Below are 21,401 nucleotides of genomic sequence, written 5' to 3'. Positions count from 1 at the left end.
ACGTGTTACAGACTATACCTGACGCCGCTCAATCCGCAGCCGGATACCATCCTTTGACCGCACAGTTAAATGCGCCACCGGAACGGGTTCAGGTCCCTCAGCGGTCACTCGGAAGTGCTTGAGGATCATAGACAAAATTAGAGGCCCCTCTACCATCGCGAACCCTGCACCTGTGCAAACGCGTGAACCTGCGGAGAATGGTATATAGGCTTCTCGCGCACAGGCTTTTCCATTCTCCGTGCCCCATCTGGTGGGATCGAAGCCATCGGGATTGTCCCAAATCCGCTCGTGTCGATGCAAATGCCATGGGGAAACGACAACCTGTGACCCTGTCGGCACGCTTCTTTCACGAAACTCCTGCGGACAGGCCGCTTCGCGCACCATCATTGGCACAGGCGGGTAAAGCCTCAGGGTCTCCCGAAATACATCACGGCTCACACGCAACTTGCTGACCGACGAAAATTCCCCATCAAAATCAGTTGCTTCTTCGGCGATCTTCTCCTGCCATTCCGGATAGATCGCCATGAGATACAGCGCCCACGCCAGCGCGCTTGCACTGGTTTCATGACCCGCCAAAAAGAAGATCGCGACCTGATCGATCATCTCGTCCGTATCGAATGTTTCGCCGGTCAACGGATCTTGCGTTGTCATGATCTTGGTCGCTAGATCGTCGGGCGCTGTCCCTGCCTCGATCTCCGCCATTCGGCCTTCTGTAAGCTGTCGGATCAACTTGTTTATCGTTTTGGCCGCATTCTTTGTTTCGCGCTTGAAGCCGCGCGGGAACCACTTCGGAATGGGAATGAAAGCGGCAATGTTCACAATGGGTTGGCTGCGCTGATAGGTGCGGAACTCGTCAAAGACCTGACTGGCCACCTCATGTTCGATTGGTATCGAAAACAACGTTCGGAAAATCACATCCGCCGCTGCATGAGACGTCTGCTCCTCAATTTCGACAACCTCGCCAACATGAATTTCAAGGCGCGCCACTGCTGCTTCTGCAGCCTCTAAAATCGCCGGATAGGTGTCTCTCAGTCGACCGCCTTCAAACGCAGGGTCAATGATCCTTCGCTGCCGCTTCCAGACTTCACCGTTGCTCACAAAAACCGAATTGCCCAGCAATGGCCGCAACCCTTCGGTCACGCGTGCCGACTTGGGAAAATCGTCTGGCCGATCTTTCAAAACGGTTTTCACCAATTCAGGTTGGTTGATCATGAACGACCTGAAGAAAGGAGTTTTGAATTCAGCCATCCAAGCCCGATACAACCGCTGCGGCTGTGCACTCAGTATGTCTTTGCGAAACAGGCTAACATACTGGCGTAAAGACACTTTGTCCGGTCTCGCCTGGGGTTTGGGCGGAAGCTTCTGACGGGCATCTGTCATGGTTCAACGCCCACAAACTTGTTCACGGGTTTCTCAATTCGGGATTTGCTGGCTACTCGGCCTTCATAGCGCTCTGCCAACGTGGCGGCCCCTGCAGTTATCCTGAAGTAATCATAATCGCCGGGCCGGTCGAACGCACAAAGATACTGAAAATGTAGTCGGAAAAAGCGCCAGCGCAACTCGGCCCACCGCGCCTCGCTCAACGTCTGGGTAAACGCTGCAGAGACAACCAGTGGCCACTTTTTTCCATTCTCCGGTGAAACGCCACTGACAGCTACGGGATCACACAAAGCGAAGGCGCAGCCATCACCAGGTGCGGTAACATCCACCCAGGTGATTTCACTGCGCTGAGACAGAAACGCCAAGTCGCGCCTCAATCGAAAGGCATTGGGCAAGAACGAAACCATTGGCACCACTTGTCCCAAGGACAGAAACGCCAATACAGGCCCGGTACTCGGCACACGTCCATCCCTGATCAGATCCGCGAGAATGGACACCGCCAGATGCGCTCCGCTGGAATGACCGACCACCAAAACTTCTTCCACATCGTCCTGCATCGCCTGCGCAATTCGGTCGGCAAACTCCGCCATTCGTGCCTCAAGTTCAGGCGGGTCTTCCCCCTTGGATTGCGCTGAATACGCATAGTCATGCATAAGGTAGTAAGCGAAGAACTTGTTGTCCTTCTTCTTGAACCAACTGAGGATCGGAGGAACGACGACCAGCCCCAGCAGTCCGGTCCAGTCCGGCAACCAAACCACCAACAATTTGCCTAGCGCCCACGCGGCCAAAAGGGCCAAGACCAACTGGAGCAGCAGGAACAACACCGGATAAAGCGCTGCAATCACAGGACCTTTCCGCAATTGCATCAATCGCCAAAGGGCACCTGAGCCGATATAAGTGGCGGCTGTGCGAAGGAGTTGAAGATAAGTGCCAACAATGCCCTTTTCCATGCTGTCGCGCACGATGTCAGACCAAACCAAAACCTCAAAGTCCGCCTTCGCCGTTTCGCCGTCCATCTCGCTGACCACGTGCCAACCATATGGCCCGCCACCCGCAGCTTTGGCAGAAAGCTCCAGACTGTATCCCGAAATCTCCGCCTGCGCGGCGCCTTCTTTGCGATACAGTTCACGATACCGACGCGGGTGAATGGGGTCATACCCCGGGATATAAAACACCCGCCGTTTGCGAACAGGTTTGTGGCTGCTCTTGCCCATGGCCTTTGAGTCTCCTTGAGCAGACCCTAGACTTCAAATGGTAAAAAATTAAGCCCTATCCGATGGTTGCCAGAGCCGGAAAGGTTTCGAGCAACCAATAAGAGAAATTGGAAAAGCCGCCTGTGAGCATCAATAGGCCGATCGTCCACAGCAACAGGCCCATCACGCGTTCTACTTGCTCCATGTGCCGTTTCATCCAGCCCATGAAGCCACCCAAGCGGCTCATAAAGGCTGCGACCAGAAGAAAGGGTACGCCAAGCCCGAGTGCATAGACGCCCAATAAGACCGTGCCACGCGTCAAATTACCTTCGCTCGCCGCCATCGACAGCACAGCACCCAGAATCGGACCAATACAAGGCGTCCAACCAAATGCAAAAGCAAGACCGAGTAGGTAAGCCCCGAACGCGCTTCCACCTTGATCACCGGCGTCGATGCGGGCTTCCTGCATCAGGAAAGGGATGCGGATCGCGCCCACAAAGTGCGCGCCAAAAAGCATAACCAGCAATCCGGCAACAGTGTTGAATTTCTCCTGATTCTGAAGAAAAAACGCCCCGAACGCCGACGCCGTGAACCCGAGGAATAGAAACACCGTCGACAGCCCCAGCACAAAGAACACTGCCGTCATTGTGGCTTTGCGAGAGGCAGCGCGCCCTTCCTGCAAATCCGTCATGCTGACGCCGCTCATGTAGGCGAGATAAGGTGGCACAATCGGCAAAACGCACGGGCTGAGAAATGAGATCACACCCGCAAAAAGCGCGACCAGCATGGCAGGGAGAAGACCTGCATCGATGATGTCGATTCCAAACATATCTTTGGCTTAGCCCACATCCCGTGCCGCGTCACGGGGGCGCACGGTCACATCCCTGTGGACAGGTTGAAACATGCCCAGTATTCGAGAGGACATGGATCTTGAAATCGACGCTCTTGGCCTTTTGTGCCCCCTGCCCGTTTTGCGACTGCGCAAACGAATGATGCCTCTGGAAAGCGGCGCAAAAGTCAGGCTGATTGCTGACGATCCAGCAGCCATAGTTGACGTTCCGCACTTCTGCCACGAAGCAGGACATGAAATCCTTGCCTCATCGGAGGCAAACGGCGCGCTCGAGTTCATAATCCAAAAAGGCTGACCAAAATGAAAACGCCAGGCACAAGACCTGGCGTTTCTATCTTTTGATCAGCGAGACCACCAACCGCGCCGCTTTGGCTTCTTCGGCGCTGCTGGTACTGGTTCCGCCACCGGTTCAGGGTCAGCCACCGCTTCCGCCATTGCTGGCTCGGCAGGTTCTTCGACTGGTGGCTCTACGACTTCTGCCGTTTCGACAACGTCTTCACCCTGCACGTCCTTGACCGGGGCCTCTTCCACTACCGAGGCTTCTTGTTCCTCTGCGGGCTCCGAACTCGCCACAGTGGCCTCTTCCGACGCCGGAACCTCTGTTTCCTCAGACTTCTTGGAACGAGAGCGGCTACGGGAACGGCTGCGCGAGCGCGAGGATTTCGGTTTCTCTTCGGTCTCGGCGGCCTCAGTCACCTCTGCCGCTTCCTCAGTTGCCTCGGCATCAACCGAGACTGTGTCTTCGGTCTCTTCGGAAACACCCTCAGAAGACGCATCCCCATTTTCTACTGCGTCGCCATTCTCGGAAGAACTCGAAGACTTCCGGCGACGACGGCGGCGGCGGCGCTTCTTGGGCTTGGTTTCTTCTTCGCTTTCCGCGCTTACTTCAACGGCTTCAGCTTCGACAACGTCATCCGCCGCGTCGATATCATCCATGATCGAGCTGTCCACAGAAACCACCGGAGTGGTGTCGGCGACCACACGGGTGGCGGTTTTGAACTTCTCAATCGAGAAGTCCGGAGAAATCAGATGCGGATCTCCTTCAACGCGCACAGCAAGGCCATAGCGGGCTTCAATTTGCGCCACATGTTCCCGCTTGGCGTTCATGATGTAGTTGGCAATCGAGACCGGTGCCTTCACCAGAACCTCACGGGACCGACGGCGGGTACCTTCTTCCTCGATCTGCCGCAGAATCGACAGCGCAAGGTTGTCTTCGGACCGGATCAGACCGGTGCCATGACAATGCGGACACGGCTGAGTGGTCGCCTCGATCATACCTGGGCGCAACCGCTGACGGCTCATTTCCATCAGGCCAAATCCGGAGATGCGGCCTACCTGAATACGCGCACGATCGGTTTTCAGACGGTCCTTCATCCGCTTCTCGACGGCCGCGTTGTTCTTGCGTTCGTCCATGTCGATGAAGTCGATCACGATGAGGCCGGCAAGGTCACGCAACCGCAATTGACGGGCCACTTCCTCGGCAGCCTCAAGGTTGGTCTTGAGCGCTGTTTCCTCGATCGAACCCTCTTTGGTCGCACGACCCGAGTTTACGTCAATCGCCACAAGAGCTTCGGTCACGCCAATCACAATGTAGCCACCAGACTTCAGCTGCACCGTCGGGTTGAACATGCCACCAAGGTAGCTTTCCACCTGATAGCGGGCAAACAGTGGCAGAGCATCCTGATACTGTTTCACATTCTTGGCATGGGACGGCATGATCATCTTCATGAAGTCCTTGGCAATGCGGTAGCCGCGGTCGCCTTCAACCAGCACTTCGTCGATCTCGCGAGAATACAAGTCGCGGATCGATCGTTTGATCAGGTCGCCCTCTTCATAGATTTTTGCAGGCGCAATCGACTTCAGCGTCAATTCACGGATCTGCTCCCACATGCGTTGCAGGTATTCGTAGTCTCGCTTGATCTCTGATTTGGTCCGCTTTGCGCCAGCAGTCCGTACAATCAGCCCCGCACCGGTCGGTACATCAATCTCGTTGGCAATTTCCTTGAGCTTTTTGCGGTCCGCCGCGTTGGTGATCTTACGTGAGATGCCCCCACCGCGCGCGGTGTTTGGCATCAGAACGCAATACCGTCCTGCAAGCGAAAGATAAGTTGTCAGCGCCGCACCTTTGTTGCCGCGTTCTTCCTTGACCACCTGCACCAGCATGATCTGGCGTACCTTGATCACTTCCTGGATCTTGTAGCGACGCGGACGCGGTTTGCGTGCCGGACGAATGTCCTCGCTGTCGTCATCATCGGCAACAGACTCGATGGTCTCGTCTTTTTCGGCAGCATTGGAGCGCTTGGAGCGGCTGCGGGACCGGCGGCTGCGACTACGGCTCGACTTTTTGGAGCCATCATCGTCTTCGTCAGACTCTTCTTCGGTGTCAGACTCTTCGTCAGCGTCTTCATCGCTGCCTTCCGACGTTTCTTCTACTTCTGCCTCGGCCACATCGGTCGCGCTGTCTTCAACGTTCTCGGCAGCGCCCTCTTCCGGCGTATCGACTGCATCCGAAGACGTTTCTTCAACAAGATCTGCTTCCGAGGCAGTGGCCTCATCAGGAGCCGCCTCGACGTCTTCGCTGCTTTCTACTTCGGCAGGCTCAGCGTCGTCTGACTCTGTTGGAATGTCAGCTTCGGTTTCGCTTTCCTCTCCGGTCTCCGGATCCTTGCTGATCTTGGCGTCTTCGCCTTCGGTGTTGGCGGCAATGGTCTTTGGGTCTTCGTTTTCGCCTTTGCCCTCGTCTTCACCTTCTGGGGTGTCTTCGTCGGCGGCAACGACCTCGGCTTCGGCAACCTGTTCGTCAGCTGCTTCTTCAGACGCCTCGTCGCCTTCAGTTGCCTCGGACGGGTTTTCCTCAACGGCTTCTGGCGTGTCGATCACCTCGACTTCGGCAACAACTTCGGTGTCACCGTTGTCTTCCCCAAGATCGATGGTTTCCATGCCGGAAATTTCGGCTGGAGCCTCTTCGGCTTCGGTGAGCGTTTCCTCTGCTTCGGTCGCTTCGGTCACGCCGTCAACAGCGGTTTCTGTTACAGCTGCCTCGTCAGTTTTCTTGCGAGACCGCGACCGGCTGCGCGAGCGCGATTTTTTAGGCTTTTCTTCTTCCTCGTCGCGCGCCTTCATTGCTTCGGCATAGGCACGCTCTTCCTCAAGCAGCGCTTCACGGTCTGCTACAGGAATCTGATAGTAGTCCGGATGGATCTCCGAGAACGCGAGGAAGCCATGACGGTTTCCGCCATAGTCAACAAAAGCCGCCTGAAGCGACGGCTCGACCCGTGTTACTTTTGCAAGATAGATGTTGCCGGCAAGCTGGCGTTTGTTTTCGGATTCAAAGTCAAATTCTTCAACCTTGTTTCCGTCGACCACCACAACGCGGGTCTCTTCCGCGTGGGTGGCATCGATGAGCATTTTCTTTGGCATGTTATCCGTTCGCACCGCCGCAATCGCCCGCGTCCCGGAGGACCGAGGTTAAGGGATTGTCGGGGATGTCTTGTCTGAGCGAGGGGATGCGCGCGGCCGAGGGGGCCGCTGGCGGCCTCTGCTCGGTCTATCACTGTGTTCGCGCGCTTCATCGCGTTTCTTCTCCGACACCGCGGACGTTTTCGCCACGCTGGTGCCTGTTACAAGCCCGCCGCACAGCGGTTCGGGCGTCTCTCTGATCCGGTATTCCGGACCCAATCGGTCTGAAACTTGCATCGGGCATTCGCGCCTATCGACTGGCAGGTTTCAGCGAAACTCATACGGCGCGCGTAATTTGCGCAATCCGTCCGTCCTACATAAGACGACACCTGTGGAAAACACAATGGGGAATCTATCGACAACTGCCCCAATCAGGTTAACGCCTTGGACAGAACTCCCAGATGGCACCCGGCCTCGCGCAAGTCTTTGACCACATACTGATCTAGGTTTGGCAACGCCACACCGGCAGGACGCAAATCCGGCACTTGATAGGTAAGGCACCCTGCCCTGCGTGCCGCCGTCGTGCCAACGTCGCTGTCTTCAAACGCAGCGCACTCACTCGCTTCCAAACCAAGCACAGCAGCTCCTCGCAGGTAGGGTTCTGGATCGGGCTTGTTGGCAATAACCTCGTCTCCGGCAACGACACCGCGGAAAAACTCGTCCAACCCTGCCTTGCTCAGCTTTTTCTGTGCAACACGGGACACCGTAGAGGTCACCACACACATGGGAATACCAGCCCCCTGCAATCCGATCAAAAGTGGCCTCACATGCGGCTTCACTGGCACACCCTCTTCCACCCGAGCGCGATATAGATTGCGCCATTCGGCTTCAAAGATGGTGACTTCAACATGATTGGGAAGAAACGAACTCAGGTGTTTGGACGTTTCTTTGTTCGAGGTTCCAACCAAAGTGACAAAAAACGCCTCTGTGTCTTCTTTCGAAATACCGATGGGTTCCGTTGACTGTACGAGCGTCTCCATGAAAAGCCGTTCACTGTCCAAAAGCAGACCGTCCATGTCGAACAAAGCGCCCTTGATTGGGAAATTCAGTGCCATCGTTCCTCCTGAGAATGCACCAAAGAGGTGAATGCAAATCCTCTACTCCGCAAGGGCATTTCCCAGCTTCATTCTCACGATTTCTAACGAACGGAAACGTCGAACGTTCTTCTCGGCTGGCTCCGACGCTTTTGAATGCGCCACCCGTTACTTGGAAAGCCTCAGAACTCTCTTCGATACCCAACGCTGAACGTGTCGTTCTGGCCAAAGCTGTTGTCCGAATAGAACGCCATGACATTCACGGTGTCCCGCTGCGACAGGTTGAATGTGAATCCGCCACCGATCCCATAGCCTTCGTAATCGCCGCTTCCGCGCGACACCATCGTCATTCCCTTAAAGGTCACCGCCTCTGATACAGGTTTCAACGCCATCGCGCCCAAATATCCACCACGGCTTGATACGGTCAGCCCTTCCAGTTCACCAAGGTCTAGTTCCGTATTCGTGGCGCTTCCTTCCGTGTAGTTGAAACCGAATGCTGCAAACACCTGCCAGCCCATCTGGTTCTCCTTTGCGCGATAGATCGGGGCAAAGCTGCCTAGAGAATACTGCGTCTGTGTTATGCCCGAGTTCAAATTTCGACGGGAAGCAGCCACGTTGACGATCCCGAAAGAGAACAAATAGGACCCCCCAAATGACCACTCTCCGGTGTCCGAAATCCGGACGTTCAACTTGGACACAGGACCAACAGCGAGCGAACCGGACACCGTTACTTTGTCCGAGTAACTCAGACCGAATACCGTGATGATTTTGGTCGGATCATCCGCCAGTTTTTCGCGTTCTTCGGCTGCAGCGCCACTGACGAAGCATCCCGCAACCAAAACAAAAACTAAGCCCGCGAGAATTGTCCTCATCAATGCACCTCAAAACTGAATGCCTGCAAACATGGCCTTGTTTTTGGGGGGATTCAATGAAAACGCCGCATTCCCTTAAAGGAAATGCGGCGCAGCGTTGGCTAGTTCGGTGCCGACGTCAGAGATAGTCGGCACGCGCGAGGCCGTATTTCGCCATTTTTTCATTCAAGGTCCGACGCGGCAGGCGCAATTCGTCCATAACGGCCGCAATAGATCCACGGTGACGGCGCATCGTGTTGTCGATCAACATACGTTCAAACGCTTCAACATATTCCTTGAGCGGCTTGCCTTCCGTCGTCATCACCGGCTGCATTTCCTCGTGATCACTCATGAGAAGCGAGGCAATCGATCCACCGTCACGACGCGATTGCAGAACCGCGCGCTCCGCCAGATTGATCAACTGACGTACGTTGCCAGGCCAAGGGGCTTGCAACAACTGTGCGGCCTCCTGAGCGCTGACTTTGGGCGCATCACAACCATATTCATCGGAAAACTGCTCGGACAGGCGAGTGAACAGCGACAGAATATCTTCACCACGTTGGCGCAACGGCGGAACAGTGACGCGAAGCGCAGCGAGACGGTAAAAAAGGTCGGGACGCAGAGCATCTTCACACGTGCGATCCTGCTCTTGCATGTTAGAAATCGCGATGATGCGAGTTTCCGCCGGCGTGCCCTGCTCATTGATGACATTCAAAAGTTTGGCCTGCGTGGTCTCGCTCAGACTTTCGATATCTTCCAGAACCAGCGTACCACCACGCGCTTCCTCGATCGCAGGGAGCTGACTGTCTTCGGGGTTCATCGGACCGAAAAGGCGTTTGGCGAGCGCGTCTTCTTCGAAGGCGCCACAGCTGACCAGCACAAATTTGCGTCCGGCGCGGCTTCCAACGGCGTGCATCGCATGCGCAACCAAAGTCTTGCCTGTGCCGGTTTCACCGTCGATCAGAACGTGACCGTCTGCCTGCCCAAGATCAAGGATATCCTCTTTCAGGCGCTCCATGACAGGGCTGGATCCGATCAGCTTGTTCATGATCTGAGTACCGTCGGACAATTCCCGCCGCAAAGCGCGCGCATCCATCGTCATGCGGCGTGCGTTCGTGGCTTTTTTGGCCAGTTGGGTCATCTGATCCGGATTGAACGGTTTTTCCAGAAAATCAAAGGCGCCTACCCGCATGGCCTCAACGGCCATTGGAACGTCGCCATGCCCTGTGATCATGATCACAGGAAGAGCACTGTCGCTTCCCATCAGCTTCTTAAGAAACTGCATGCCGTCCATGCCCGGCATCTTGATGTCGCTAATAACGATCCCCGGATAATCCGGACCCAGTTTCTTCAGCGCGTCTTCCGCGCTCGCAAATGTCTCGGTGTCATATCCCGACAGTGCCAGCCACTGGCTGATCGACTGGCGCATATCCTGTTCATCGTCGACGATGGCGATCTTCATGCCCTGTGCCACGAGTAATTACTCCGCTGCTTCAATGTCTTCATTCAAGATCGGCAGCTGTACCTCAAATACAGCCCCCGCGGTCTGACCATTTCTGGCCGTTAACCTTCCGCCCAAGTCACTTATGATCCCTGACGAAATTGCCAAGCCCAAACCGACTCCGTCACCAGGCGCCTTGGTCGTGTAAAATGGCTCAAAGAGGTTGTCCAAATCCTTGATACCCGGCCCGTTATCGCGAACCGTGAGCGTCGCAGTTTCCCCTGCGGCAAGCAGTATCTCGATCTCGGGATCGGACACGCTTTCGGTGGCGTCCAAAGCGTTTCTCAACAGGTTGATCATCACTTGTTCGATGCGCACCTGATCGCCCATCACACGCACCGGTCGATCCGGTACAATTTTACTAATTTTGACTCTTCTTTGCCGCAATTGCGGCTCCATCATCGACAGGGCCGAAGATACGGAATCCCCCATATTTACAGGGCGAAACTCGTCTCCTCCCTTCCTCGCATAGGACTTTAGCTGCTTGGTAATCGACCCCATACGCGAAATCAGATCATCAATCCTCTGAAACGATGAAAGAGCCTCTTCAGGACGGTTTCTGGACACCAGCAAACGCGCGCCCGCAAGGTAGGTTCTCATGGCTGCCAAGGGCTGGTTCAGCTCGTGGCTCACAGCCGCAGACATCTCACCCAAAGCCGCCAGTTTCGAGCTCTGCGCAAGGCTTTGTTCGGCCACTTCAAGGCTCATTTGCATGCGCTCGCGCTCGGCTATTTCCCGCTGAAGGCGATTGTTCAATGCGCGGAGTTCCACCGACTCTCGCTGCACGAGGGCCATCCGGACCGCACTTTTCCGGCTCGAAAGGTAGAAAACCAGCGCGATCAGGATGGCGAATCCCATCACTTCAAGCGCCAGAACAGCGTTCACTTTCTCCCGGACGCTCGAATAAGTGGTGTAGGATGTCATGGTCCACCCGCGGAACGGGATGCGGGAACTCATCCGCATCACCGCTTCACCAGCGAAATAGGCGTCGGCTGGCGCCTGCGTCCAATCATTCGTAACCTGAAGCGCGCGTTCGATCGCGCCAATCGCGGGCTGCCGCTCGAGAGCCTCCGCTTCTGTGAGACCGCGCCAGCGCGGTTCAGTTGACAGGATGACAGTCCCCTCACTGTCCGTGACAAACACCGCGTCGGAAATACCCGCCCAAGTGTTTTCAAACTTGCGTAGATCGACCTCAACCGCGATCACACCGATTGTGCCGCCCAGACTTTCGATTTTCCGCGAGTAAACGAACCTGTGAACATTCGCCTGATCCACGGCCAGGGTGAACAAAGTCACGTTCGAACGTTGGGCATTCACGAAAAACTCGGATTGGCGAAAGTTTTCACCCAGTCGTGTGCGATCGGTCGCAGCCACAACCCGCCCTGTCTCATCCATCAAAACCAGCGACGCGGCACCGATCTCCTCGACGAAAGAAATCAACCGCGCAGATGATTGCGAAAAGTCGCCCGAGTTCAAGGCGCCGATCAACGCAGGATCTTTTGCAAGGAGCTGGGGAACAATCGCGTTCCGCCGAAGCTCGCTGACAAGGTTACCCGAATACAGGGCCAACCTCAGCTCGGCACGATTTCTGGTGTTTTCCGTGAAACGATCCGTGAGAAAGCTGTTGGTGACATACATCGTCACCCCCGCAATCACGAGGATCAGCGCAAGAGCTGCCCGCGTCAGCCAAGAGGCCATCGCAGGGCGCGCATCGATAGTATTCGGAGACGGGTCTACAGCCATGGGGCCAGCCTACGCCTGCAGAGCCGTTCGCTCAAGTCACGCAGTGGCGAACTGGTCCATCAACGCGCGGAACATTGCCACCCCATCGGTGCCGCCATGGCCATCATCCGCCGCCCGCTCAGGGTGCGGCATCATTCCAAGGACGCGACGGTTCTTGCTCACAACACCTGCGATGTCTGCAACCGACCCGTTCGGGTTATCGGTATAGGTGAACGCAATCCGGTCTTCGTCTTTCAACTGGGCCAACTTTTCGTCGGTCACAAAGTAGTTTCCGTCATGGTGCGCAATCGGCACGTTGATCACATCGCCCGCATTGTAACCGGTGGTGAACGCCGTGGAAGATGTTTCAACCTTCAGACCGACCGTACGGCAAATATACTTGAGGCCGGCATTACGGCGCAAAGCACCCGGCAGCAGACCTGTTTCCGTCAGAATTTGAAAGCCGTTGCAAACACCCAGAGCGTAACCGCCACGCTCGGCGTGTGCGATCAGCGATTGGCAGATCGGCGAGTTGGCGGCAATCGCGCCACAGCGCAGGTAGTCGCCAAAGCTGAAGCCGCCCGGAACGCCCACGATATCCACGCCTTGCGGCAACTCGGTGTCCTTATGCCAGACCATGCTGACGTCGGCGCCCGCCTGCTCAAAAGCAACCGCCAAATCGCGGTCACAGTTGGAACCGGGAAAAACAATGACCGCTGCTTTCATCAACCCATCTCCACCCGATAGCTCTCGATCACGGTGTTCGCGAGAAGCTTCTCGCACATTTCCGTAACGGTTGCCTCAGTGGTGCCGTCTGCCAGATCCAGCTCGATCACCTTGCCCTGACGCACGCCGTCCACTCCCTCAAAACCGAGGCTGCCAAGAGCGTGGCGAACAGCCTCGCCCTGCGGGTCCAGAACACCGTTTTTCAGCATGACATAAACGCGGGCTTTCATATGATCTCTCTCCGGTTGGCTGCCACGACCCCCGTGGCTTAGTCCAAATTAAAAAATCCGGCGCCCGTCGTGGGCGCCGGAATATCCTGCTCAGTTCACCAGCGTCGGCTTGGGGCCGGTGCCCTTTGGCAACACACCCAAACGCCGCGCCACTTCCGCATAGGCATCTGTCAGATTGCCCAAATCGCGGCGGAAAACATCTTTGTCGAGCTTCTGTCCGCTTTCGATATCCCAAAGGCGGCAGCTGTCCGGGCTGATTTCATCCGCAACCACCAGCCGCTGGAAATCACCCTCGTAGATCCGGCCGATCTCGATTTTGAAATCGATCAACTTGATACCAACGCCGTACATTACGCCGCTCAGATAATCGTTCACGCGCAAAGCCAGACCCAGAATGTCATCCATGTCCTGTTGGCTCGCCCATCCAAAGGCAGCGATGTGTTCTTCCGACACCAGAGGATCGCCAAGGCTGTCGTCCTTGTAGCAGTACTCAACGATAGGGCGCGGCAATTGCGTACCTTCCTCGATCCCGAGACGCTTGCTCATAGATCCGGCCGCGTAGTTGCGCACGATCACCTCAAGCGGAATGATCTCGCAGCTGCGTACCAATTGCTCGCGCATGTTCAAACGCTTCAGGAAATGTGTTGGCACACCGATCTGGTTCAAACCAACCATGAAGTACTCACTCAGCCGGTTGTTAAGAACACCCTTGCCGTCGATCACACTTTGCTTTTCGGCGTTGAACGCTGTGGCATCATCCTTGAAGTACTGCACAATCGTTCCAGGCTCCGGGCCCTCGAACAGGATCTTTGCTTTGCCTTCATAGATTTTCTTGCCGCGGGCCATGCCACTATCCTTTCACGCCGAGATGAGTCCCGGATTTAGGCGCCCTCTTAAGGCATGGTGAACATTGTCGCAAGCAGCACCCAAAAGCTTGCGCGAATACATTGCAAAACCCATATATGAGTAAGAGGAGTTTTTATTGGAGGGACCAGTCAATATGAGCACTTTTGAAGAACGCGAAGCCGCCTTCGAAGCCAAATTTGCCGCCGATGAACAGAAAATGTTCGTTGCCAGAATGCGCCGTAATCGCTTCATGGCGGTATGGGCTTCGGCCAAGAAGGGCGAAACCGTCGAGCAAGCGCGAGCCTTTGGTCGCGAACTCATCAAGAAAGACCTGCAAGAGGTCGGAGATGACGACGTGATTGAAGCGGTTATGAGCTACCTTGGCGATCTGACTTCCGAAGATGTCGTTCGTCGCAAGCTCGACGAGATGATGGCTGAAGCCAAATACCAGATGGTGCAAGAAGACTAGAAAAGTCCTCAATACCACAGTGCCAAAGCGCAGGTTCCGACCTGCGCTTTTTGTTTTTTCGCCACACTGAACTGCCCTGTAACAGGTATGTGACAAAACTCTTTTCTTTTTCCCCAAAGAAAATTAATCCCGCCGAAACCATCGGGGGATTAACCACGACGCGGGTGCAAGGGGCACCTGCTGTCAAAGAGCTGCCATGACATCCAAACCGTTGAAAATGCTACGCGCAATTGCGCGTCATGTCTTTCCTGTGCTGATCGGCGCCGGCTGCATGTGGTTGCTGATCGACCGCATCGACAGCTTTGATCTTGCCGAACTTTGGCAAGCCGTGATGTCCGTTGCGCCAGGCAACTGGCTTGTTGCGATTGCTGCAAGCGCCCTGAGCTTTCTGGCGGTGTCCCGTTATGACGTGATCGCCCATCGGCACTTCCAACTTCGGCGCCCTCAGTCCGACGCGATGATCGCTGGAGCCACCGCCATAGGAATTGGACAAACAACTGGCGCCGGCGCCATTGTCGGCGCTTTCGTCCGGTGGCGTATTCAACCCCACATGTCTCTCAAGGACGCCGCGCGCATCACGGCCTTTGTGACGGTGACATTCCTCGCTGCACTGGCCGTCACAATTGCGCTTGCAGCAATCGCACTGCCCACACCGCACGTCCCGGCATTCTTGCCACCCGTCATTCTGGTTTCCGCTGGCTTCATTGCTGTTTTGGCGTTCTTCTTTCCAGTACTCAGCCGCAATGGCCGTGCTCTGAGCCTTCCGACTCTCTCTGCGATGGGCACTTTGCTCGCGCTCTGCATTCTGGATACGGGTTTCGCGGCCTTCGCATTCTGGGTCCTGCTTCTTCCGGACATCTCGCTGACGTTCGCAACCCTTGTGCCTGTCTTTCTGATTGCCCTTGGTGCCGCGATTTTCTCCGGCACACCCGGAGGCGTCGGCCCCTTTGAACTCACCTTGATTGCGCTGCTTCCGCATCATCCCGAACCCGCGCTGCTTGGCACAGTGCTTGCATTCCGCGCAGTCTATTACGCGCTGCCCGCAACATTGGCCGGCACCTATTTCCTGCGGCGCATCTGGCGCCCCGCGCCAAGCAAGCCGGCGCGCTCCGGAAACGACTTTGTACCCTATGAGGCGGTCTCGCTGGAGACATCACGCGCCGAACTTGGCGTCATCCGCCAAAACGGAGGCGCGATCCTGACTTGCACGTCCGGTTCTTGCGGCACGGTCCGTATCGGACAAACGCTTCTGGCATTGTTCGATCCTGTGGAAGGCGACCCCGGAGCGATGCAAAAACCGCTCCGCAAAGCGGCCCGGGAACAGAACCGTATTGCCTGCAAGTACAAAATCAGCGCCCGCCAGGCCGTACTCGCCCGAAACGCAGGCTGGGCTGTTGCACATATCTCTGACGAGGCGATCGTCTGGACCGCCGACAATAGCACCGACGGTCCGGCTTACCGCCAATTGCGCCGCAAACTGCGACAGGCCCAAAAGGCTAACGTCACGGTCAATACACCCAAAGGTGCGCTCCCGCTCGCCGAAATGGCTTTGGTATCGGCAAAATGGGAAGACCGGCACGGAGTGCCTCGCGGCGTGACTATGGGCCGATTTGAAGAAGGCTACATCCACAGACAGCGCGTTCTGCTTGCCTATGAAAACGAGCGACTGCTCGGTTTTGTCAGCTTTCATGCCACGTCCAAAGAATGGTGCCTTGATTTGATGCGCGTCCTGCCTGACGCACCTGACGGCACTATGCACTTGCTCGTGCAAACCGCTATCGAAGCTGCCGCAAAGGCAGGTGTCGCTCGGGTTTCCCTTGCCGCTGCACCAGCACTACCTCACGGCGAGTCTCGCCTGGAGCGTTTCCTTCGACAGCAGTTTTACAAACATGGCGGCGGCCCTGGTTTACGCCAGTTCAAAGCCTGTTTTGCGCCTGACTGGCAGCCCCTGTTCATCGCGGCGCCATCTGTGCCGCAGCTGACACTCGCCACAATGGATGTGATCCGATCCGTCAATCTGCGCAGCGCGCCTGCAACTCCAATCGCCGGAAGTGAAGCTGGCGACCTTTCGCTCGCCTCATAATCGTCATGCAGATTATGCATTTGTTTCGCGCCCGCGCGCGTGGCAAATGAGGCGCAACAACACACAGGGGCCAGCGCGCCCCTTTTTGACTTTCTGACGGAGACCCCGATGACAAACGCCCTTTCCAAACTTCTGGAAACCCGCGACTGGCTGATGGCGGATGGCGCCACGGGCACCAACCTTTTCAACATGGGGCTGAGCTCTGGCGACGCACCCGAGCTTTGGAACGAAGAGCATCCAGACCGCATCAAGAAGCTCTACAGCTTGGCGGTCGACAACGGCTCCGATATCTTTCTGACCAACTCGTTTGGCGGCAACGCCTCGCGTCTCAAGCTGCACGATGCCGGCCATCGCGCCCGCGAACTTTCTCGGATGGCTGCTGAACTAGGCCGCGAAGTCGCGGATGCGGCCGGTCGCCCTGTGATCGTTGCCGGCTCCGTTGGACCGACCGGCGACATCATGGAACCCGTTGGTGCGCTCAGCCATGCAGACGCCGTTGAAATCTTCCACGAACAGGCTGAAGGCCTCAAAGAAGGCGGCGCGGACGTTCTTTGGTTGGAAACGATTTCGGCCCCCGAAGAATACAAGGCCGCGGCCGAAGCTTTTGCTCTGGCTGACATGCCTTGGGTTGGCACCATGTCCTTTGACACGGCCGGTCGCACGATGATGGGTGTGACCTCGTCTGACATGGTGAAGATGGTTGACGATATCCCGAATGCACCGATCGGTTTCGGTGCCAATTGCGGCACTGGTTCTTCCGATCTACTGCGCACCGTTTTGGGCTTCGCCGCACAGGGCACGGAAAAAGCGATCGTGGCAAAGGGCAACGCCGGCATTCCGAAATATCACGACGGCCACATCCACTACGATGGCACGCCGGAATTGATGGCAGACTACGCCGTCATGGCACGTGACTGCGGCGCAACCATTATCGGCGGTTGCTGCGGCACCATGCCAGAACACCTGAACGCGATGCGCCGCGCACTGGAAACCCGCCCGCGCGGCGAGCGTCCCACACTGGAACAGATCGTTGAACGCCTTGGCGGATTTTCATCTGCCACAGACGGCACCGGCGACGATGCAGCAGCTCCCAAACGCGAGCGCCGCGGTCGTCGGCGGGCAAGCTAAGCCACCTCAAAGGCCGCCCAACCGGGCGGCCTTTTTCTTTCAATTGACCGCCGACGTTAGAAAAGCGCCAATTGGTCCCCTTTTGCCAAGGGCACCTCAAACAAGTCTGTTCTCAGTTTCGGCAAGCTCTCCGCCATGCCAAACCGCTTGCGCGCCACCTCGAACCGCTGCGCGATGATCTCGGCGTAAAACCCTTCACCCCGCATCCTCTTACCCCATTGCGCGTCATAATCCTGACCGCCATGCATCTCCTGCACCCGCGCCATAACCCGCGCTGCACGATCCGGGTAATGCTCTTCAAGCCATTCGCGAAACAGCGGCGACACTTCACGCGGCAGGCGCAACATGATCCAACTCGCCGCTGTAGCACCCGAGTCGCGTGACGCCTCCAGAATGTGCTCAATCTCGTGATCCGTGATCGATGGAACCACCGGTGCCATCATAACCCGCACTGGAATGCCCGCCGACGCCAGCCGTTCCATGGTCTTGAGCCGACGAACTGGCCGAGGAACACGTGGTTCCATTCGCCGAGAGGTTTCGTCGTCCAGCGTGGTCACCGACAGACCAACATGCACAAGGCCATCCGCTGCCATTTCTCCCAGAATGTCGATGTCGCGCTCAATCAATGTGCCCTTTGTGACAATGGCGACCGGATGCCGAAAGTCCCTAAGCACCTCCAGTACTTTGCGCATAATGCGGTATTGGCGCTCAACAGGCTGATATGGGTCGGTATTGGTTCCCATCGCCATAACTGCGGGCGCATAGCCGCGCTTGCGCAATTCCCTGTCCAGCACCTGCGCCGCCAAGGGTCGTGCCACAATCCGTGTTTCAAAATCCAATCCGGGTGAATACCCCAGATAGGCATGTGTTGGCCGCGCAAAGCAATAAATGCACCCATGCTCGCACCCGCGGTAAGGATTGATCGAACGGTCGAACGGAAGATCCGGCGATGTGTTGCGCGTGATTACACTTCGCGGTCGTTCTTCTTCCACAAAGGTCCGGAATGCCGCCCTTTCTTCGTCTATCTCCCAACCATCCTGAATCTCTTCTCGTGACGGCTCGTAGCGGCTTGTGGTGTTGCTAACGGCGCCGCGCCCCCGCCGCCGACCCGCATCAATTTTCAAGGAAACATCACCTGACATGTGTCCAGACTAGAACAAACAGGGAACACATGCAACGACCCCATGATTTGCATGAAAATTTTTCAGCCTGTTAGACGATTTCTAAACTACAGGTCGCACCCGACACGGGCTATGTCGCTATTCAGACAGTCCAACTCTCGGAAATTAACGAAAGCTGGAACCATAACGACCACCAAAGCGCGCACGAAATATGCCCGCTCCTTTCAGGGATTACGCCATGTCTGAAGAAGAAGACGACATCATCCTGTCCGAACTCGACGACGAAGAACTTGTTCAACAGATGTTTGACGACCTCTACGACGGTCTCAAGGAAGAGATCGAAGAAGGCGTAAACATCCTGTTGGAACGCGACTGGGCCCCTTACCGCGTTCTGACCGAAGCCCTCGTGGGCGGCATGACCATCGTTGGCAACGACTTCCGCGATGGGATTCTGTTTGTGCCTGAGGTTCTTCTGGCGGCGAACGCTATGAAGGGCGGCATGGCCATCCTCAAGCCGCTGCTGGCTGAAACCGGCGCGCCTCGCATGGGTTCGATGGTCATCGGCACCGTCAAAGGCGACATCCACGACATCGGCAAAAACCTCGTTTCGATGATGATGGAAGGCGCCGGTTTCGAAGTTGTAGATCTGGGCATCAACAACCCGGTTGAAAATTACCTTGAAGCGTTGGAAGAGCACAAACCCGACATCCTCGGAATGTCCGCGCTGCTCACGACCACCATGCCGTACATGAAAGTTGTTATCGACACGATGGTCGAACAAGGTCTTCGGGACGACTACATCGTTCTGGTCGGCGGCGCGCCGCTGAACGAAGAATTCGGCAAGGCCATTGGCGCCGACGCCTACTGCCGCGACGCAGCTGTGGCCGTAGAAACCGCCAAAGAATTTGTGGCCCGCAAACACAACCAGATGAGCGCCTAACCAGCGCTCTCTGCATAAATCACTCCCCCCGGCACTCCGGGCCTGGCCTGCCCTCCCCGGCGGGCCATTTTTCTTTAAGGTGGTCCCATGCAACTGCCCGACGACAAGACACTGACCGAACAGGGTATGAAACACGACCAAAATACAAATCGCGTGCTGCTTTTGGCATGCGGTGCACTTGCGCGTGAAATCCTTGATCTGATTGAACTCAACAATTGGTCCCATATGGACCTCACATGCCTGCCCGCAATTTTTCACATACATCCCGAAAAAATAGCCCCTGCAGTGCGCGAAGCCGTCACAAAACACCGTAGCAAATACGAAGAGATATTCGTCGTTTACGCTGATTGCGGCACGGGCGGCGTGCTGGAGCAGACCTGTCAGGATCTCGGTGTCGAGATGATCGCAGGCCCGCATTGCTACAGCTTCTTTGAAGGAAACGCGCGGTTCGCGGAAATCGCCGAAGACGAGTTTACCGCCTTCTACCTCACAGACTTCCTTGTGCGCCAATTCGATGCCTTCGTGTGGAAACCCATGGGGCTGGATCGCCACCCGGAACTGCGTGACATGTATTTCGGAAACTACACAAAGCTTGTTTATCAAGCACAAACCGAAGACGCTGCGCTCTCCGCAAAAGCAAAAGAATGCGCCGAACGCCTGGGTTTGGCATTCGAACGCCGGTTCACGGGCTACGGAGATTTGGCAACAGCGCTGGACGCCGTTTGAGTGTTTTACGAAGTGTGTCTTGGAACAGACACTCGCAATGCCCTCAGTGCGTTTTAACTGCGTGCCATCTTGCGGGCTTCCTTGAAGCTCACCAACCGGCGAGTTCCCGCATCCCACAAGTCGAGTTTGGCGCACTGCAAGCTTTCAAGAAGCGTCATGCGCCCCATATCCTTCAGCTCCTCATGGTCCCGCAGAACTTCCGGCAACCGGTAAAACGGGATGCGAGCGTAAAGGTGGTGGACATGATGGATACCGATATTGGCAGAGAACCAGCGCAGAATTGGCGGCAAATCGTAATGCGACGACCCGTGCAACGCTGCTTCGTGCAGCGACCAGTCTTCAGAGGCCTCCCAATGGGTCTCCTCAAACTGATGCTGGATATAAAACAGCCACATGCCAATCGACGCCGCGATCAGGATCGTTGGAAGGAACACGAGGAAAAGGGCCTGCCAGCCACCAAAATACGCAATAGCTGTCAGCAAAATCGCGATACCGACGTTTGTGCCCATGGCTGAAACCCAAAAGCGGCTTCCCTGATCCATGAAGCCCACCGGTAGGCGGTTCTGAAGGATAAAGATATACGTCGGCCCAAGTCCAAAGAGCACCAAAGGATGCCGGTATAGGCGATAAAGCCAGCGGCCAAACGCGGATCGCTGGTGATATTCCTCAGTTGTCAGGGTCATGATATCGCCTATCCCGCGATGACCAAGATCTCCGGCATGGCTGTGGTGGATCGAGTGAGAATGACGCCAAACGTCATAAGGCGTCAAAGTCACAATACCAATCCCGCGGCCAATCCAGTCACTGACGTCTCGGTTAGCAAAGAAAGACCCGTGCCCGCAGTCATGCTGGATGCAGAACAGGCGCAGAAGGAACATGCCATTGAGCGCCGAAATGACGAAGGCACCAAGGTAGCTGTAGTGCGCGACCCAGCAGGCCAAAACCCAAAGCGCAACAAAAGGCACGAAGCTCACGGCCAGTTCATAGCTGCTGCGCAACGAATTTGGCTCACGGTATTTTGCCAACGTCCGCACCCAATTTCGCGCGTTCTGAGCGCGATCGACCTCGATAGAATCTTTCATGTCCCGCCAATTCGGTAAATTTCCCCGCTGTCATGCCTAAAGCGTCTGGTCAAAGGTGCA

The 21,401-nt window shown here is 56.2% G+C and carries 19 protein-coding genes; 6 read left to right on the top strand and 13 right to left on the bottom strand.

Annotation, left to right across the window (positions count from 1 at the left end):
* Positions 1 to 12 precede the first annotated feature (12 nt).
* The 3 genes from BXY66_RS06890 to BXY66_RS06880 are packed head-to-tail and all read right to left on the bottom strand — an operon-like array spanning position 13 to position 3,402.
* Complete coding sequence (locus BXY66_RS06890; RefSeq protein WP_132859405.1) at positions 13 to 1,380, bottom strand: cytochrome P450; 1,368 nt, start codon at positions 1,378 to 1,380, stop codon at positions 13 to 15.
* The gene (locus tag BXY66_RS06885) at positions 1,377 to 2,594 is read right to left on the bottom strand and encodes an alpha/beta fold hydrolase (RefSeq protein WP_132859404.1); all 1,218 of its coding nucleotides are present in this window, start codon (positions 2,592 to 2,594) and stop codon (positions 1,377 to 1,379) included. The genes BXY66_RS06890 and BXY66_RS06885 overlap by 4 nt, the downstream gene beginning before the upstream one ends.
* Before the next feature lie 55 nt (positions 2,595 to 2,649).
* Positions 2,650 to 3,402: a cytochrome c biogenesis CcdA family protein gene (locus BXY66_RS06880; RefSeq protein WP_132859403.1), complete on the bottom strand. Its 753-nt coding sequence runs from the start codon at positions 3,400 to 3,402 to the stop codon at positions 2,650 to 2,652.
* A 73-nt stretch (positions 3,403 to 3,475) separates the two neighbouring features.
* Here BXY66_RS06880 and BXY66_RS06875 point away from each other — a divergent pair, with 73 nt between their 5' ends.
* On the top strand, positions 3,476 to 3,718 hold the full coding sequence (locus tag BXY66_RS06875) for a sulfurtransferase TusA family protein (protein WP_243694315.1): 243 nt from the start codon (positions 3,476 to 3,478) through the stop codon (positions 3,716 to 3,718).
* Positions 3,719 to 3,765: 47 nt separating this feature from the next.
* On the opposite strand, the gene BXY66_RS06870 is transcribed toward BXY66_RS06875, so the two are convergent.
* The 8 genes from BXY66_RS06870 to purC all read right to left on the bottom strand — a co-directional run bounded on the left by BXY66_RS06870 (position 3,766) and on the right by purC (position 13,792).
* On the bottom strand, positions 3,766 to 6,843 hold the full coding sequence (locus BXY66_RS06870; RefSeq protein ID WP_132859402.1) for an Rne/Rng family ribonuclease: 3,078 nt from the start codon (positions 6,841 to 6,843) through the stop codon (positions 3,766 to 3,768).
* Between the two features lie 410 nt (positions 6,844 to 7,253).
* Entirely contained in the window at positions 7,254 to 7,937 is a 684-nt protein-coding gene (locus BXY66_RS06865; protein ID WP_132859401.1) for an HAD family hydrolase, read from the bottom strand.
* A 161-nt stretch (positions 7,938 to 8,098) separates the two neighbouring features.
* Positions 8,099 to 8,788, bottom strand: coding sequence for a hypothetical protein (locus tag BXY66_RS06860; RefSeq protein ID WP_132859400.1), 690 nt, complete (start codon positions 8,786 to 8,788; stop codon positions 8,099 to 8,101).
* Between the two features lie 118 nt (positions 8,789 to 8,906).
* A complete protein-coding gene (locus BXY66_RS06855; protein ID WP_132859399.1) occupies positions 8,907 to 10,241 on the bottom strand; it encodes a sigma-54-dependent transcriptional regulator in 1,335 nt (444 codons plus the stop codon).
* Positions 10,242 to 10,247: 6 nt separating this feature from the next.
* Positions 10,248 to 12,011 carry a sensor histidine kinase gene (locus tag BXY66_RS06850; RefSeq protein ID WP_132859398.1) on the bottom strand — a complete coding sequence of 588 codons (1,764 nt, stop codon included), beginning with the start codon at positions 12,009 to 12,011 and terminating at the stop codon, positions 10,248 to 10,250.
* Positions 12,012 to 12,047: 36 nt separating this feature from the next.
* Entirely contained in the window at positions 12,048 to 12,716 is a 669-nt protein-coding gene (gene purQ / locus BXY66_RS06845) for a phosphoribosylformylglycinamidine synthase subunit PurQ (protein WP_132859397.1), read from the bottom strand.
* A complete protein-coding gene (purS, locus tag BXY66_RS06840; RefSeq protein ID WP_132859396.1) occupies positions 12,716 to 12,946 on the bottom strand; it encodes a phosphoribosylformylglycinamidine synthase subunit PurS in 231 nt (76 codons plus the stop codon). The genes purQ and purS overlap by 1 nt, the downstream gene beginning before the upstream one ends.
* A gap of 90 nt (positions 12,947 to 13,036) precedes the next feature.
* Positions 13,037 to 13,792 carry a phosphoribosylaminoimidazolesuccinocarboxamide synthase gene (gene purC, locus BXY66_RS06835; RefSeq protein ID WP_132859395.1) on the bottom strand — a complete coding sequence of 252 codons (756 nt, stop codon included), beginning with the start codon at positions 13,790 to 13,792 and terminating at the stop codon, positions 13,037 to 13,039.
* A 154-nt stretch (positions 13,793 to 13,946) separates the two neighbouring features.
* Here purC and BXY66_RS06830 point away from each other — a divergent pair, with 154 nt between their 5' ends.
* From BXY66_RS06830 to bmt, 3 genes are all read left to right on the top strand, one after another.
* Entirely contained in the window at positions 13,947 to 14,261 is a 315-nt protein-coding gene (locus BXY66_RS06830) for an ATPase inhibitor subunit zeta (RefSeq protein ID WP_132859394.1), read from the top strand.
* Positions 14,262 to 14,457: 196 nt separating this feature from the next.
* On the top strand, positions 14,458 to 16,344 hold the full coding sequence (locus BXY66_RS06825; protein ID WP_132859393.1) for a phosphatidylglycerol lysyltransferase domain-containing protein: 1,887 nt from the start codon (positions 14,458 to 14,460) through the stop codon (positions 16,342 to 16,344).
* A 108-nt stretch (positions 16,345 to 16,452) separates the two neighbouring features.
* A complete protein-coding gene (bmt, locus tag BXY66_RS06820; RefSeq protein WP_132859392.1) occupies positions 16,453 to 17,472 on the top strand; it encodes a betaine--homocysteine S-methyltransferase in 1,020 nt (339 codons plus the stop codon).
* 56 nt (positions 17,473 to 17,528) lie between these two features.
* On the opposite strand, the gene BXY66_RS06815 is transcribed toward bmt, so the two are convergent.
* Positions 17,529 to 18,614 (bottom strand): PA0069 family radical SAM protein, encoded by a 1,086-nt coding sequence (locus BXY66_RS06815; RefSeq protein WP_132859391.1) that lies wholly within the window; start codon positions 18,612 to 18,614, stop codon positions 17,529 to 17,531.
* 217 nt (positions 18,615 to 18,831) lie between these two features.
* Here BXY66_RS06815 and BXY66_RS06810 point away from each other — a divergent pair, with 217 nt between their 5' ends.
* Together BXY66_RS06810 and BXY66_RS06805 are read left to right on the top strand one after the other, a co-directional pair.
* The gene (locus tag BXY66_RS06810) at positions 18,832 to 19,533 is read left to right on the top strand and encodes a corrinoid protein (protein ID WP_132859390.1); all 702 of its coding nucleotides are present in this window, start codon (positions 18,832 to 18,834) and stop codon (positions 19,531 to 19,533) included.
* Positions 19,534 to 19,620: 87 nt separating this feature from the next.
* The gene (locus BXY66_RS06805) at positions 19,621 to 20,259 is read left to right on the top strand and encodes a DUF1638 domain-containing protein (protein WP_132859389.1); all 639 of its coding nucleotides are present in this window, start codon (positions 19,621 to 19,623) and stop codon (positions 20,257 to 20,259) included.
* A gap of 53 nt (positions 20,260 to 20,312) precedes the next feature.
* Here BXY66_RS06805 and BXY66_RS06800 read toward each other — a convergent pair whose 3' ends face one another.
* Positions 20,313 to 21,341: a fatty acid desaturase gene (locus BXY66_RS06800; protein WP_132859388.1), complete on the bottom strand. Its 1,029-nt coding sequence runs from the start codon at positions 21,339 to 21,341 to the stop codon at positions 20,313 to 20,315.
* Between the last annotated feature and the right edge of the window lie 60 nt (positions 21,342 to 21,401).

This window comes from Shimia isoporae (genome assembly GCF_004346865.1).
Lineage (GTDB): Bacteria > Pseudomonadota > Alphaproteobacteria > Rhodobacterales > Rhodobacteraceae > Shimia > Shimia isoporae.
Note: the sequence above shows the minus strand (reverse complement) of the source record. Positions and strands in the feature narration are given on the sequence as shown.

Excerpts from the sequence above, each read along its gene's own strand:
- BXY66_RS06890 (WP_132859405.1), bottom strand. The coding sequence starts at position 1,380 with ATGACAGATGCCCGTCAGAAGCTTCCGCCCAAACCCCAGGCGAGACCG.
- BXY66_RS06885 (WP_132859404.1), bottom strand. The coding sequence starts at position 2,594 with ATGGGCAAGAGCAGCCACAAACCTGTTCGCAAACGGCGGGTGTTTTAT.
- BXY66_RS06880 (WP_132859403.1), bottom strand. The coding sequence starts at position 3,402 with ATGTTTGGAATCGACATCATCGATGCAGGTCTTCTCCCTGCCATGCTG.
- BXY66_RS06875 (WP_243694315.1), top strand. The coding sequence starts at position 3,476 with ATGCCCAGTATTCGAGAGGACATGGATCTTGAAATCGACGCTCTTGGC.
- BXY66_RS06870 (WP_132859402.1), bottom strand. The coding sequence starts at position 6,843 with ATGCCAAAGAAAATGCTCATCGATGCCACCCACGCGGAAGAGACCCGC.
- BXY66_RS06865 (WP_132859401.1), bottom strand. The coding sequence starts at position 7,937 with ATGGCACTGAATTTCCCAATCAAGGGCGCTTTGTTCGACATGGACGGT.
- BXY66_RS06860 (WP_132859400.1), bottom strand. The coding sequence starts at position 8,788 with ATGAGGACAATTCTCGCGGGCTTAGTTTTTGTTTTGGTTGCGGGATGC.
- BXY66_RS06850 (WP_132859398.1), bottom strand. The coding sequence starts at position 12,011 with ATGGCTGTAGACCCGTCTCCGAATACTATCGATGCGCGCCCTGCGATG.
- purQ (WP_132859397.1), bottom strand. The coding sequence starts at position 12,716 with ATGAAAGCAGCGGTCATTGTTTTTCCCGGTTCCAACTGTGACCGCGAT.
- purS (WP_132859396.1), bottom strand. The coding sequence starts at position 12,946 with ATGAAAGCCCGCGTTTATGTCATGCTGAAAAACGGTGTTCTGGACCCG.
- purC (WP_132859395.1), bottom strand. The coding sequence starts at position 13,792 with ATGGCCCGCGGCAAGAAAATCTATGAAGGCAAAGCAAAGATCCTGTTC.
- BXY66_RS06830 (WP_132859394.1), top strand. The coding sequence starts at position 13,947 with ATGAGCACTTTTGAAGAACGCGAAGCCGCCTTCGAAGCCAAATTTGCC.
- BXY66_RS06825 (WP_132859393.1), top strand. The coding sequence starts at position 14,458 with ATGACATCCAAACCGTTGAAAATGCTACGCGCAATTGCGCGTCATGTC.
- bmt (WP_132859392.1), top strand. The coding sequence starts at position 16,453 with ATGACAAACGCCCTTTCCAAACTTCTGGAAACCCGCGACTGGCTGATG.
- BXY66_RS06815 (WP_132859391.1), bottom strand. The coding sequence starts at position 18,614 with ATGTCAGGTGATGTTTCCTTGAAAATTGATGCGGGTCGGCGGCGGGGG.
- BXY66_RS06810 (WP_132859390.1), top strand. The coding sequence starts at position 18,832 with ATGTCTGAAGAAGAAGACGACATCATCCTGTCCGAACTCGACGACGAA.
- BXY66_RS06805 (WP_132859389.1), top strand. The coding sequence starts at position 19,621 with ATGCAACTGCCCGACGACAAGACACTGACCGAACAGGGTATGAAACAC.
- BXY66_RS06800 (WP_132859388.1), bottom strand. The coding sequence starts at position 21,341 with ATGAAAGATTCTATCGAGGTCGATCGCGCTCAGAACGCGCGAAATTGG.